The sequence below is a fragment of the Rhodococcus sp. IEGM 1408 genome, from assembly GCF_033142235.1.
Lineage (GTDB): Bacteria > Actinomycetota > Actinomycetes > Mycobacteriales > Mycobacteriaceae > Dietzia.
Genome location: NZ_JAWLRW010000005.1, coordinates 83,997 through 97,751, shown reverse-complemented (window position 1 = coordinate 97,751; position 13,755 = coordinate 83,997). Strand labels below are relative to the sequence as shown.

At 70.9% G+C, this 13,755-nt stretch carries 12 protein-coding genes; 10 read left to right on the top strand and 2 right to left on the bottom strand.

All coding sequences use genetic code 11. The annotated features are described in order from the left end of the window. Positions 1 to 61: 61 nt before the first annotated feature. Positions 62 to 1,657 (top strand): NAD(P)/FAD-dependent oxidoreductase, encoded by a 1,596-nt coding sequence (locus tag R4P08_RS09715; protein ID WP_317813610.1) that lies wholly within the window; start codon positions 62 to 64, stop codon positions 1,655 to 1,657. Positions 1,658 to 1,671: 14 nt separating this feature from the next. On the opposite strand, the gene R4P08_RS09710 is transcribed toward R4P08_RS09715, so the two are convergent. Both R4P08_RS09710 and R4P08_RS09705 read right to left on the bottom strand, forming a co-directional pair. Beyond that, positions 1,672 to 3,252, bottom strand: coding sequence for an HNH endonuclease signature motif containing protein (locus R4P08_RS09710; RefSeq protein WP_317813609.1), 1,581 nt, complete (start codon positions 3,250 to 3,252; stop codon positions 1,672 to 1,674). Between the two features lie 492 nt (positions 3,253 to 3,744). Beyond that, positions 3,745 to 4,443: an XRE family transcriptional regulator gene (locus tag R4P08_RS09705; RefSeq protein WP_317813608.1), complete on the bottom strand. Its 699-nt coding sequence runs from the start codon at positions 4,441 to 4,443 to the stop codon at positions 3,745 to 3,747. A 198-nt stretch (positions 4,444 to 4,641) separates the two neighbouring features. Between R4P08_RS09705 and R4P08_RS09700 the strand changes: the two genes are divergently transcribed. From R4P08_RS09700 to R4P08_RS09660, 9 genes are all read left to right on the top strand, one after another. Beyond that, entirely contained in the window at positions 4,642 to 5,997 is a 1,356-nt protein-coding gene (locus R4P08_RS09700; RefSeq protein WP_317813607.1) for a cytosine deaminase, read from the top strand. After that, a complete protein-coding gene (locus R4P08_RS09695) occupies positions 5,994 to 6,773 on the top strand; it encodes an ABC transporter ATP-binding protein (protein ID WP_317813606.1) in 780 nt (259 codons plus the stop codon). The genes R4P08_RS09700 and R4P08_RS09695 overlap by 4 nt, the downstream gene beginning before the upstream one ends. Before the next feature lie 191 nt (positions 6,774 to 6,964). Next, positions 6,965 to 7,735, top strand: coding sequence for an ABC transporter permease (locus tag R4P08_RS09690; RefSeq protein WP_317813811.1), 771 nt, complete (start codon positions 6,965 to 6,967; stop codon positions 7,733 to 7,735). A gap of 199 nt (positions 7,736 to 7,934) precedes the next feature. Beyond that, positions 7,935 to 9,107 carry an ABC transporter substrate-binding protein gene (locus tag R4P08_RS09685; RefSeq protein ID WP_317813605.1) on the top strand — a complete coding sequence of 391 codons (1,173 nt, stop codon included), beginning with the start codon at positions 7,935 to 7,937 and terminating at the stop codon, positions 9,105 to 9,107. After that, complete coding sequence (locus tag R4P08_RS09680; RefSeq protein WP_317813604.1) at positions 9,104 to 9,469, top strand: nucleoside deaminase; 366 nt, start codon at positions 9,104 to 9,106, stop codon at positions 9,467 to 9,469. Before R4P08_RS09685 ends, R4P08_RS09680 begins: the two co-directional genes overlap by 4 nt. A 178-nt stretch (positions 9,470 to 9,647) precedes the next feature. Beyond that, the gene (locus R4P08_RS09675) at positions 9,648 to 10,841 is read left to right on the top strand and encodes an ABC transporter substrate-binding protein (RefSeq protein WP_317813603.1); all 1,194 of its coding nucleotides are present in this window, start codon (positions 9,648 to 9,650) and stop codon (positions 10,839 to 10,841) included. Positions 10,842 to 10,934: 93 nt separating this feature from the next. Further along, positions 10,935 to 12,269 (top strand): FAD-binding oxidoreductase, encoded by a 1,335-nt coding sequence (locus R4P08_RS09670; RefSeq protein WP_317813810.1) that lies wholly within the window; start codon positions 10,935 to 10,937, stop codon positions 12,267 to 12,269. Further along, positions 12,257 to 13,069: a creatininase family protein gene (locus tag R4P08_RS09665; RefSeq protein ID WP_317813602.1), complete on the top strand. Its 813-nt coding sequence runs from the start codon at positions 12,257 to 12,259 to the stop codon at positions 13,067 to 13,069. Before R4P08_RS09670 ends, R4P08_RS09665 begins: the two co-directional genes overlap by 13 nt. Beyond that, positions 13,066 to 13,689 carry a pyridoxamine 5'-phosphate oxidase family protein gene (locus R4P08_RS09660; RefSeq protein ID WP_317813601.1) on the top strand — a complete coding sequence of 208 codons (624 nt, stop codon included), beginning with the start codon at positions 13,066 to 13,068 and terminating at the stop codon, positions 13,687 to 13,689. Before R4P08_RS09665 ends, R4P08_RS09660 begins: the two co-directional genes overlap by 4 nt. The last annotated feature ends 66 nt before the right edge of the window (positions 13,690 to 13,755 follow it).

Here is a 13,755-nt window from a genome sequence, read left to right as displayed (position 1 = left end):
CGGGCACAGGACCCGGGCCGGCCCGTGAGCGATTCCGGGCCCCTAGCCACAGGAGAAGTCCATGACCTCCGTGACCCCCTCGCCGCCCGTGACCCCGGCGCACCTCAAGGCCCCAGCGACGCCCGTTCCCTCGGCGACGCCAGCGCCCCCCGCGCCCGTGCGCACCGACCCGGCCCCCACCTCACGCCGGCTGCCCGACTCAGAGTCCCGCCTGGCCGCGCTGGCGGCGCGGGTCCGGCAGGACATCGCCGCGACGAGCCACGCCCGGGACTGGATTCCGCGCGAACCGGGATCCGCGCAGCTCGACGTGCTGGTGATAGGTGGTGGGCAGGCCGGCCTGGGCACCGCGTTCGCGCTGAGTCGGCAGCGGATCGACAGGGTCCTGGTGGTGGACGACGGGCCCGACGATCTCGTGGGCTGCTGGGACCGTTTCGCCCGGATGCACACGCTGCGCAGCCCCAAGCACATGCGAGGCATCGAGTTCGACGTGCCGTCGTTGCACGTGCAGCGGTGGTTCGAGGCGACCTACGGCGAGCAGGCGTGGGAGTCGATCGACCTGGTGCCGAGGCTGGACTGGAACGACTACCTGCGGTGGTACCGCTCCACCACCGGCGTCGAGGTGCGTCACCGGACCCGGGTGACGGCCGTGCACCGGCCCGCGACCCCGGACGGGCCGTTCACCGTGGATCTGACCAGCTCCGATGGAGGTGACTCGACGCTGACCGTGCGCCGGATCGTCTTTGCGCTCGGCCTGAACGGTGGTGGCGGGCCGCGGGTGCCGGAGATGGTCAGGGCGTTGCCGCGCGACATGTGGTTCCACACCGAGGACCCGATCGACTTCGACGCACTGCGGGGACTGCGGGTTGCCGTCCTGGGGGGTGGCGCCTCCGGCTTCGACAACGCGGCCACGGCGCTCGACCACGGCGCCGCTAGCGCCCGCGTGTTCCTGCGCCGTGACTCCGTCCCGGATTCCAACCCCCTGCGCTGGATGGAGTTCCCCGGCATGCAGGAGCGCTTCTACGATCTTGATGACCGGCGCAAATGGGACTTCAACATCCTCAGCGGAGGGCTCCCTCAGCCGCCCACCCAGCACACGGTGTGGCGGTGCTTCGCCCACCCCGACTTCTCGCTGCACACCGGGTGCGGTTGGGAGGGGGTCGCGGTGGTCGAGGACAGCGAGGGCCGCCGCGAACTGGCGATCGACACCGCGGCCGGCCGCTTCCGCGCCGACGTCGTGATCTCCGCGACCGGTTACGAGGTGGACCTCAGGCTGCGACCGGAACTCGACGAGGTGGTCGGCGACATCGCACTCTGGTCGGATGTACACGACTTCGCGGCCGACCATCCCGCCGGCCGCAGCCCCTACCTCGGCCCGGGTTTCGAGTTCACCGAGCGCGAGCCCGGCACCGCCCCGTGGGTGACCCGGCTGCACCACTTCTCGACCGGGGCACGCACCTCGATGGGCGTCACGGGCAACCAGCTGTCCGGCATCTTCGGTGGTATCAGCCGGATCGCAGGATCGATCACCACCGCGATCACTCGTGAGCACTGGGACGACCTGGCCTCCGACTTCGCCGAATTCGAGTTCCGCGAAGTCCGCTCGATCGGGCCGCACCGACCCGGAGACGGGTGGTACCCGTCGAGTCCGCGGTACTGACGCCGCCCGCCCCATCAGAACGGCGGCGCATCGTCTGACGCGGACACCGGCGGTGTCGTCTGCTGCGGGGTCGGCCCGGTCCGCGGGGCGCGGCGCCGTTCTCGCGCCTGGGCCCGGAGGTTGTGGCGTTCGGCGGCGCGGCGATGACGCAGGTGGGGGCGTCGCCGAGAACCGGAGACGCCGCTGCCGGTCTTGCCTGCTTCAGCCGCCTCCTGCTGGCGCCGGCTGGTCTCGGGATGCTGTGGAGCCGCGTGGCCTGCGAGCGGCCCGGAGGGAGAGGTGACGACGCGGGTGTCGGCCGCCCTGGCGGGGTGGTTGGGGCCGTGGAGCCACACGTAGGAACCGTCTGTGTCCCGGTAGTAGGCCCAGATCCCGTCGGTCTTGAGGCGGTGATGGCAGCGGCAGAGGCTGCCGAGGTCATCACTCGTGGTGCGGCCGCCCTGGTCAGGCTGGTCGTGGTCAAAGGGTATGATGTGGTCCAGGTCCGCGTTCTCCGCAGGTGTCTGACAGCCGGGGAAGACGCAGGTGCCGTCGCGGCCCCGGCAGAAGCGGGAGAGTGCTTCTGACGGGCTGTAGCGCTGGGCGGCGTCGGAGTTCGGGTCGGCGAGATCGGAGATGTCGTCGATCCTGCGCCTCGCACTTCGTTCGATTTCGTCGGCCGTGTGGCCAGTGATCGGTCCATAACCGGTCAAGGTCACCCCTCGGTTGTCCGTGGAGCCGTCGTCGTAGGCGTGGATGATCACCCGGCGTGCTGCGGCCTGGGCGTCCGGGTCGGTGGGATGCTCGCCGTACAGATCGGGGAGGCAGGTCCAACCACGGCTGAGGGCGAGTAACCCGGCAGCCCTGAGTTGACCGATGGTGCGAGGGTCGTCCGGGGACGAGGAGCGGGCGAGGGCCTCGACTCGATCGGCGATCTCGAGGGCATTCTCGGCGGTGAGGGTGGCGGTGATGAGCGCCCGGTCGTCCCGCAATGGCATCATCTCCACGTCCTGATCGCGTCTCGCCTGCTTGGCACGGGCGTCGGCGCCGATCGGGTCGCAGGCGGTGACAGTCTTGGTGAGCATCTTGCGCAGCGGGCCGAGCCGGGGCGGGTGGGTGCGGCGCCTGGTGGGGGCCAGTCGCTCGCTGATCTGCCGGTCGAGTTCGGGCATGAGCTCGTCTGCCACCAGGGCGGTCTCCTCAGCGATGGTGTGGGCCGCGAGGATGCCGATCCACCCGGTTGTCAGTAGTGCGGCGGTGCGGGGGAGTCGCTCGGTCATCTCAACCGCGGTGGTCACCAACCGGGTAGCGGAATGGCGGGACAGGGCCATTGAGGCGCCGATCATGGAGGCCGCGGTCTCCCACGGGTCGCGGTAGCGGTCGCGATCGCCAGCTGTCCGCACACAGGAGTACGCGTAGGAGAGGGTGCGGCCCTCCGCCGCGTTGACCTCCCGCTGTGCGAGATAACCGCGTTGTTGGCCAGGGTCCCACCGGACGAATGCCTCGGGGACCAGGACGTCGACTGCCGGTCCTGTAGCAGTGGTGAATCCGGGAGGCGGAACGAAGGCGTCCTGAGCATCGGAATCGTGAGTGGTGGGCGTCTCTGTGGTGGTCATGGGTCGATCGTACGTTCGACCTACGACACTCCAGGGGCGTGCGTTGATAGTCCCTGTGGGCTGCGGTGCCCTGCTCGGCCCCTGCAGGGCACTGCAGGTCAGGAGGTCGCGGGTGGCCGATCAGGCTCGCCGGGATCTAGCGCCCAGAGCCAATCGTCCCCGGCTCCTCGGTCTGGCCGCCGCCGGGATCGTGCCGGTGGTGGGGTAGAGGGCTGGGTGACGTGCTCGGGCCGTCGTTCCGACCTGCGGTGCCCTGCTCGGCCCCTGCAGGGCACCGCAGGTCAGAGAGTTGACCAGGGGTGGGCCGAGCTCCGCCACGTCCGGCGCCCGACGCCCGCCGCCCGGTGCCGGGTGCTCACCGCTCCTCAATCCCTCGCCTCCCGGCCCCGCGCACTGGCGGTCAACCGTTCTGACCTGCGGTGCCCTGCTCGGCCCCTGCAGGGCACCGCAGGTCAGGGGGTGGGCCCGCGCTCGGCCCGCGCTGGGCCGGCGCTAACCCGGCCTCGACACGATGAGGCACGCCTCGCCGCCCTCGGGCACGTACCAGCGATGCTGGAGCGTGCCGTCGTAGCGGGCGACGTCACCGGCCTCGAGTCGGCTGAGCGAGTCGCCGACCTCGAGCAGGACCGTGCCTCTGGTGACATACAGCCATTCGCGACCGGGGTGCTCGAAGAATCGGCCCGGAACGTGGTTGGTCTCGACGAACTCGAGGAACTGCGTGTCGTTGGGTCCGCCCGGCAGCAGGCGGGTGTGTCCGCCGACTGTGCCCTCGGAGCGGGTGAGCGTCGTGCCCTCGGCCGCGCGCTGCACGGCGACCGGGCTTCCTGGGCCGGAGCTGGAGCGGGAGCGGGAGCCGGAGCCGGAGCCGACGCTGCCGCTGCCGTCGCTGCCGCCGTCGCCGGCGTCGCCGTCGGCGTCAGCGTCGGTTGTGGCAGGGGCCGGTGTTTCGCCGACGTGGGGTCGCGAATTGACCGCGTCCAGCAGGTGCGCCTGCGTGGTCCCCAGGGCGTGGGCGAGTCCCTCGAGAGTCGACATGCTCGGAGCCGCCTTGCCGCGCTCGATCTGGCTGAGGAAGGGCTGCGAGATCCCGGCCTCCCCGGCCACCTCGACCAACGTCAACCCCAGGCCACGCCGCAGGTGGCGGATCCGCGCACCGATGAGTCCAAGGCCGTCGCCGCGTTCGGTCGGCATGTGTCCCCCCTGATCAGGTCCTGACGATTGCCCGGTTCCTGACGGTTACACAGCGGAACCGTCAGGTAATGCCCCGGAAACACGGGGCCAGCAGACTGCTCGTTATTGACGAGGTCAATATCCCGCGTCGGTTTGGGAAGCGCAAGAGCGCCAGCCGATCCGACGAGGGAATGTCCGGCAGAGGAGGAGCATCCAGCCGTGGACACACTCACACGATCGCGGAGCGACGTGGTTCCGACCCGCGCCGTTCCGACCGGCGCTGGTCCGGCGCCCGGGCAGGTCGACCGCATCGCCGGGGTCCGACTGCTCGACGGCCGGGTCGTCGACGTGGACATCTCCGGCGACACGGTTGCCGCGGTAAGCCCGGCCGGCACCACTGAGCCGGAAGGCCCTGCGGTGATCGACGGCCGCGGGTACCTGGCACTGACCGCGCCGGCCGAACCGCACGCGCACCTGGACAAGGCCCTGAGCTGGGGCGCCACCCGTCCGCCGGGCGGCGACCTGGGCGCGGCGATCGGCGCCTGGCGGGCCTTCGCGGTCACCGTGGACGAGGACGAGATCTACGGCCGTGCGATCACCGCCGCCCGGCGGCTGGTGGCCAACGGCACGACGGCCGTGCGGAGCCACGTGGACCTGCACAGCGAGGGTGACCCGCTGCGCGGGGTGCGCGCCCTGGTCCGGGTCCGCGCGGAACTGGCAGACGTTCTGGACCTGCAGATAGCAGTGATGGTCCGCGACGCGGACCCGGCGGAGGTGGCCCGGGCCGCGATCGCCGCCGGGGCCGACCTCGTCGGCGGTGCTCCGCACATCGCGCCCGACCCCGCCGCGGAGACCCACCGGCTCATCGACCTGGCAGAGGAGCTCGGCACCGGCATCGACCTCCATGTGGACGAGTTCCTCGACGGCGACCACGGCATGCTCACGGTCTTCACCGACCGCGTGTCGTCGTGGGCGCCGGACCGCGGCCGCACCGCCGGGCACTGCTGCCGGATCGGCGCGCTGACCGCCCCCGGGCAGGCGGCCGCCGCGACCGCGCTGAGCACCGCGAATGTCGGCGTGGTGACTTTGCCCGTCACCAACCTCTACCTGCAGGGGCGCGGGCAGACCACGTCCACCTCCCGGGGGCTGCCGCCGGTGCGGGCCCTGCTCGACGGTGGCGTCACCGTGGCCGCGGGCGCTGACAACGTGCGTGACCCGTTCAACCCGGTCGGCCGCTCCGATGCGACCGAGACCGCGATGCTGCTGGTCGTCGCCGCCCACCTGGACCTGGAGACCGCGTGGCACCTCGTCACCGACGGCGCCCGCGAGGTGATGGGTCTGCCGCCCGCCGGCCCGCTGCCCGGTCGCCGCGCCGATCTGCTCCTGGTGCAGGCCGGCGGGCTCGACGAGGTGATCGCCGACGCGCCCGCGGCCCGGATCGTGCTGCACGCAGGCCGCGTGGTGTCGGCGCGCGAACTCGTCGTCGTCGTCGACCCGTGCGTCCCCGCGCCCGTCCCCGTCCCCGTTCCTGTTCTTGTTCCCACCACTGTTTCCACCAGCGAGGAGACCTCATGACCACCATCCCTACCGACTCGAGGGCGGTGGAGGCCGTCCGTCCCGGAGCCGAGATCCTGGGCTTCTCCGGTGTCGGCGTCACCTACCCCAACGGCACCCGCGCGCTCGAGGGCGTGGACCTGCGGATCCGCGCCGGCGAGCTGGTCAGCGTGGTGGGGCCGTCCGGGTGCGGCAAGTCGACGCTGCTCAGCCTGGCCTCCGGGCTCGCCACCCACACCGACGGCTACATGCAGACCGGCACCGACCGCATCGGGTACGTGTTCCAGGACGCGACCCTGCTGCCGTGGCGCACGGTCGCGCAGAACGTGGAGATGCTCGCCGAACTCGACGGACTCTCCCGCGCGGAACGGCGTGAGCGCGCGGCGGCGGCGATCGACCTCGTCGGCCTGGCGGGGTTCGAGGACTCACTGCCGCGGGAGCTGTCCGGCGGCATGAAGATGCGCGTCTCCCTGGCCCGGTCGCTGACCCTGGATCCCGAGCTGTTCCTGTTCGACGAGCCGTTCGGCGCCCTCGACGAGATCACGCGGCAGCGGCTCGGCGACGAGCTGCTGGGGCTGTTCGCGGCCAAGAAGTTCGCCGGGTTGTTCATCACCCACTCGGTCGCCGAGGCCGTCTACCTGTCCACCCGCGTGGTGGTCATGTCGGGCCGGCCGGGGCGCATCGTCCACGAGGTCGAGGTGCCGTTCGACGTGCCCCGCGACCCCGAGATCCGCTACACCGCGGACTACATGAACCTCGTCGGCGAGGTTTCCCAAGCACTCGAGGAGGCACACTGATGGCCGGAATCACCGCCCGCGACGCCGGGGCCACGGTTGCGAGAGAGACCGTAAAGAACCAGAACGACGACGACGAGGGGTTCGTCCCCACCGGCGGCCACGACCCGGGTCTCGACCTGGCAGGGGGGTCCGCCGCCGCGCCGGTGGCCCCGGCCCGCAGGGGGCCGCGGTTCTCGGTGGACGGACCCGTGGTGCGCTTCGGCGGCCCGCTGGCGGTGCTCGCGGCGGTGCTGGGGGTGTGGTACCTGGTCAGCTACGGGGTGCTGGAGCCGTCGCGACGCTTCCTGCTGCCGCCGCCGCACGTGGTGATCACGGACGGGCTGTTCGGGCCCAACGTCCCGGCGATGTTCGAGGCGCTCGGGCGCACCACGGTGGTCGCCCTGACGGGACTGGCGATCGCGTTCGTGATCGGCGTGGTGTGGGCGATCGCGATGAGTCAGGAGCGGTGGGCAGAGCGCGCACTGTTCCCGTACGCGGTGGTCCTGCAGTGCATCCCGATCCTGGCGCTCGTGCCGCTCATCGGGTTCTGGTTCGGCTTCGGGTTCACCGCTCGCGTCTTCGTGTGCGTGCTCATCGCGCTGTTCCCGATCGTGTCCAACACCCTTTTCGGGCTCAAGTCCGTGGATCCCGGCCTGCGCCGGCTGTTCACCCTGCATCACGCCAGCCGGTTGACGGTGCTGCGCAAGCTCGAGGCGCCGGCGGCGCTGCCGGCGGTGTTCGAGGGGTTGCGCGTGGCGGCCGGGCTGTCGGTGGTCGGCGCGATCGTCGGCGACTTCTTCTTCAAGCAGGGCGAGCCCGGGATCGGCATCCTCATCGACACCTTCCGCGCCCGGCTGCAGTCGCCGGAGCTGTTCGCCTCGATCCTGTTGGCCTCGCTGCTCGGTGTGCTGGTCTTCCTGGTGTTCGGCCTGCTCTCCCGCAAGGTCGTGGGGCGCTGGTACAACCCGGACGACTCGCACTGAGCTGGTCGCCCAGTTCGTCACGTCAGCCGTTCGTCACGACAGCCGTTCGTCACGACAGCCGAGCTCGTTACAGCACTCGTCACCACCCGCAACACCGCCGAAACACGGGAGCGGTTGACTCGTGAGTATTGATCACGTCAATACTGCCTCGGCAGTCAGCTCGCCCGCCCGTCCCGCTCGCACCACTCCAGGAGAAGCCATGCGCCGTTCCGTCACCCCCCGCGCCGCCGTCTCGGTGGCCGCGCTCTGCGCCCTCGGCGCCGTCACCCTCACCGCCTGCGGTGGGGACTCCGAATCCGCAGCCTCCGGCTTCAGCGGGGAGATCGGCGCAGTCGACCTCAGCGACGTCTGCCCGGCCGAGATCGTCATCCAGACCGACTGGAACCCGGAGGCCGAGCACGGCCACCTCTACGAACTCCTCGGCCCCGATCCCGCGGTCGATGCCGGGGCCAAGTCCATCTCGGGCCCGCTGTTCACCTCGGGTGAGTACACCGGCGTGGACGTGGAGGTCCGGGCCGGCGGCCCGGCGATCGGCTTCCAGCAGGTCACCGCGCAGATGTACCAGGACCCGGATATCACTCTCGGCTACGTGGACTCGGACCAGACCGTCCAGACGTCGCTGGACAACCCGACGATCGGGGTGTTCGCGCCGCTGGACATCAACCCGCAGATGATCATGTGGGACCCCGAGACGTACCCGCAGGTCAAGGGGATCGCCGACCTCAAGGAGACCGGCGCGCGCGTCCTGTACTTCGAGGGCAACGTCTACATGAACTACCTCACGAGCAAGGGCATCCTCGACCCCGCGCAGGCCGACGGCAGCTACGACGGATCGCCGTCCAACTTCGTCGCCGGCGGCGGCAAGGTGGCCCAGCAGGGCTTCGCCAGCGCCGAGCCGTTCATCTATCAGAACGAGGTCCCCGCCTGGGGCAAGCCGGTGAGCTACCAGCTGCTCCACGACATCGGGTACCCGATCTACAAGTCCATGGTCTCGGTCCGGTCGGCCGAGCTGGAGGAGCAGTCCGCGTGCCTGGAGAAGCTGGTCCCGGTGCTGCAGCAGGCGACCGTCGACTACATGAGCGACCCCGCCGAGACCAATGAGCTGATCACCGACATCGTCGAGCAGTACGCCACGGGCTGGGTCTACAGCCCCGAGCTGGCCGCGCACTCCCACCAGACGATGCTCGAGCTGGGACTGGTGGGCAACGGACCCGACGACACGATCGGCAACTTCGACGACGCCCGCGCGGCCGAGATGGTCGAGATCCTCAAGGACGCCTACGGCACCCTCGGCGTGGAGCTCGCTCCGGACGTCTCGCCGGAGACGGTGCTCACCAACGAGTTCATCGACCCGTCGATCGGGATGAAGTGACCTCGACGGCCGTGCGGGACTGGGCGCCCCACCTGCTCACCGCGGTGGACGTCGCCCGTCGCTCGCGCGCGGAGGGCAACCACCCCTTCGGCGCGATCGTGGTCGACGCCCACGGCGAGGTGGTGGCCTCCGCCACCAACACCGTCGGCAGCGAGCACGACCTCATCGGCCACGCCGAGACCAACGTCGTCCGGGCGGTGGGGCAGCGGTACGAGCCCCACGAGCTGGCCGGGATGACCCTGGTGTCCAGCGCCGAGCCGTGCGTGATGTGCGCCGGGGCGACGTACTGGGCCGGCCTCGGCCGGGTCGTCTACGCCCTGTCCGAGACCGACCTCGCCGTCCTCACCGGTGACGACCCCTAGAACCTCACCATGGCGATGCCGTGCCGCGAGGTGTTCGCCCGCGGCCGCCGGCCCGTCGAGGTGATCGGCCCGCTGGACGTCCCCGGAGCGCATGACGTCCACCAGGGGTTCTGGCGACACGCCTGAGCCTGCTCGACCCTCCCGTTCTCCTCCACTCGCCCGACAGAAAGGCCCAGCCATGAACCTCCGCCCGACACGCGCACGGGGCACCGTCCGTCACCTGACCACCGGAGCCGTCCTCAGCGCGCTGGCCCTCTCCACCCTCACCGCCTGCGGTGGGGACTCCGGTTCCGCCGAGGCCTCCGGCTACAGCGGGGAGATCGGGGCCGTCGACCTCAGCGACGTCTGCCCGGCCACCGTCGTCGTCCAGACCGACTGGAACCCCGAGGCCGAACACGGCCACATCTACGAGCTCCTGGGCCCCGACCCGAAGATCGACGCGGGTGCCAAGAAGGCTTCCGGTCCGCTGTTCAGCTCCGGGGAGTACACGGGCGTCGACGTGGAGATCCGCGTCGGCGGACCCGCCATCGGCTTCCAGGCCGTGTCAGCGCAGATGTACACCGACCCGGACATCACGCTCGGCTTCGTGGACGCCGACCAGGCGATCCAGGTGTCCTCGAGCAACCCGGTGACCTCCGTGTTCGCCCCCTTCGAGATCAACCCGATGATGATCATGTGGGACCCGGAGACCTACCCGGATGTGAAGGAGATCGCCGACCTCAAGGAGAAGGAGGCCCGGGTCCTGACCTTCGAGACCGACACCTACTGGCGCTACCTGACCGGCGCCGGGATCCTCGACGAGGGCCAGATCGACGGCAGCTACGACGGGTCGACCTCCAGTTTCGTGGCCGATCAGGGCAAGTCCGCCCAGCAGGGCTTCGTCTCCAGCGAGCTGTACGTCTACGAGAACGACCTGCCCGAGTGGAACAAGCCGATCGCCTACCAGCTGGTCCACGACGCCGGCTATCCCAGTTACAAGTCGGCCGTGAGCGTGCGCTCCGGCGAGGTCGAGGAACTGACCCCGTGCCTGGAGAAGCTGGTCCCGGTGCTGCAGCAGGGCGTGGTGGACTACCTCGCCGACCCGCAGCCGACGACCGACCTGATGCTGGACATGGTCGATCAGTACTCGACCGGCTGGGTCTACTCGCAGGAGCAGGCCGACTACGGGCTCAAGACGATCCGTGAGCTCGGTCTGGTCAGCGACGGCACCAACGGCACCATCGGCGACTTCGACCCCGCGCGCTGGGAGCGGCTCATCGAGCTCAACCGCCCGATCTTCGCCGAGGCCGGCATCGAGATCGCCGAACCCATGACGCCGGAGACAGTCATGACCAACGAGTTCATCGACCCGTCGATCTCGCTGGGGTACTGAGCTGACCCGGGCTCTTCTCCCGGCCGTGCCCACCGGCCACGTCCATCACTTCCCGCCCCTCGTCCCGGAGGACCACCCATGACCCGCACCCCGATGCCCGCCGCCGGCAACGTCGGCGCAGTCGGCACCGCCGAACCCGTCGCTGACATCGCCGGACTGGTCGCCGACCTGATCGAACTGGTCGGCCCGGACGCCGTCCACACCGACGACCGCACCCTCGACAAGGCTTCGGTAGACGGGTCCTACCTGAGTCCGATCCTGCGGGAGCAGTGGCCGCTCGGCCGCCCGGAGGTCGTGTGCAGGCCGGTCACCGTGGAGCAGGTCCCGGCGGTGGTGCGCGCGGCGGTGCGGCGCCGGGTGCCGATCACCTCCCGCGGCAAGGGCACCGGGAACTACGGGCAGGTGATCCCGTTGCACGGCGGACTGGTGCTGGACCTGACGGCGCTGCGCGGGATCGACCAGGTCGACCCGGAGGCCGGGACCGTCACCGCCGAGGCCGGTGCCCGCATGCTCACCCTGGAGAAGCAGGTGGCGGAACACGGTAGCCAGCTGTGGATGTACCCGTCCACGGTCCAGTCGACGCTCGGCGGGTTCCTCGCCGGGGGCTCGGCCGGCACGGGGACGATCGTCCACGGCCGCAACCACGAGGGGTTCGTCGAGGCGCTCGACGTGGTCTTCGCGCACGAGTATGCCGAGATCGTGCACCTCGAGGGCGCTGACGCCCAACCGTTCGTCCACACCTACGGCGTGGCGGGGATCATCGTCCGCGCCACGGTGCGGATCGAACCGCTGCAGGACTGGCGCTGCGTGTACGCCAGCTTCGACGACCACCACGACGCGTTCGCCGCCGTCCAGCGGGTGCACAGGGTGGAGCCGGCGCCGCGGTTGTGCTCGGCCGACGGCGCACACGTGGCGTCGTGCCTGCCCGCCGACGACGCCATCCCCGCCGGGCGGGCGAGCCTGCGGGCGATCGTCGACGTCGCCGCCGTCGACGAGGTCCGGGCCATCGTCGCCGAGGCCGGGGGAGTGATCGAGGCGGTGCGGTCGGGGGTCAACGAGTCCATCAAGGTCTCGACGCTCTCCTACAACCACCCCACCCACTGGCTCCAGAAGGCCGAGCCCGACACCTGGTTCCACATGGAGGTGCAGGGCGACACGCTGGTCGAGCGTCTCGACGAGGTCGAGGCCGTCTACCCGGGCGGCACGCTGCACCTGGAGGCCGGTCACGGTCGGATGTTCGGCATGCTCAACGGCCACTACTCCACCCCGGAGGCCGCCTACGCCGGCGTGCCGGCGCTCGAGGCGCTGGGCGTGCTGGTGCACTCGCCGCACCAGTACCGCGTGGACCACGGCACCGAGGCCGTCCGGGTGCTGGCCGCCCGCACCGACCCGTTCGGCCTGCTCAACCCGGGGCGGTGGGAGGCGTGATCGGACCGGGGCGGCGCTACGCCGACCTCACCACCACCGAGGCCGGCCGGGTCGGGGCGGGCGATCCCATCGCGGTGATCCCCGCGGGCGCGATCGAGCCGCACGGGCCCCACCTGCCGCTCGCGACGGACCTCCTGGTGGCCGAGCACGTGGCCGCCCACGCGGTGGCGCTCGCCGCCGCCGGGACAGCCGGGACAGCCGGGGTGGATGCCTGGCTCATGCCCCCGCTCGGCTACACGAAGAGCGACGAGCACGCCAACCTTCCCGGCGCCCTGTGGATCTCGGCCGACACCCTGTTCCGCCAGGTCGTCGAGCTGGGCTCGGCACTGCGGGCGAGCGGGTTCACCCGCGTGCTGTTTGTCAACTGCCACGGCGGCAACTCCGCGCTGCTCGAGGTGGCGCTGCGCGAACTGCGTCGCCGGTTCGGGCTGCGGACCTTCCTCTACGCCGGTAAGGCCACGCCCGGCCCCACCGAACTGGGCATGGGGATCCACGCGGGCTGGGCGGAGACGTCGATGATGCTGCACCTGCATCCCGAGCTGGTGGACATGACAGAAGCGCAGGCCCGGGTGCCGGCGGCGCTCGCGGACTGCCAGCACATCGGCTTCACCGGCCCGGTCCGCTTCGGCTGGCTGGCCGACGACCTGTCGGACACCGGCGTGATCGGCGACCCCACCGGCGCCGACGCCGCGACCGGGGAGCGACTGGTGGCCGAGCACGTGGCCGTTGTGGCGGGCGCGCTGGCCGAGATCGCGGAGTTCGCCCCGGCCGCCTCGGTGATGTGGGGAGTTCGGAGATGACGGAGGCGGAGATGAGAGAGGCGGAGATGATGACGACGACGAGCATGCCCCGTCCCTGGGACGACCCGCTGGGCGCGATGGTCGCATGGCTGGCGATCGACCCCGCAGCTCCGCCCCTGGGGGTCCTGGCCACGGTCGGCCCCGACGGCACGCCGCACTGCCGGCACCTGCTGGTCTCCGGCGCGACCACCGAGGGACCCACCTTCCACACGGACTCGCGGTCACAGAAGGTCCGCGACCTCGAGGGTGAGGCGCGCGCGACGCTGGTCGTGCTCTCGGAGGACCGGACTCGTCAGCTGACGGTCACCGGCACCGTGGTCCCCACCGACCCGCAGGAGCAGTCGGCGAGCTATCTACTGCGCAGCGACTACCTCAAGCTGCTGGCCTGGACCAACGACGCCGCCACGGCCCTGCTCCCGCCGCCGGGCAGGCGGCGGATGTGGGCGGGTGCCGTCGAGCGGTTCGGGCCGAGTCCGGAGCAGGCGCCCGACACCTGGCTGGGGCTGCGCCTGCGGCCCGAGACCGTGACCTTCTGGACGGCCGGGATGGACGAGCCCTCCCACCGACGTCGGTTCCAGTCGCGAGACGGCAGCTGGCACGCCGAGGAGCTCCCGGGGTGACCGGCCGCCCTGTGGCCCGCCCTGTGGCCCGCTGATTCCCGACGACGGCTGATACCGAGAGACGAG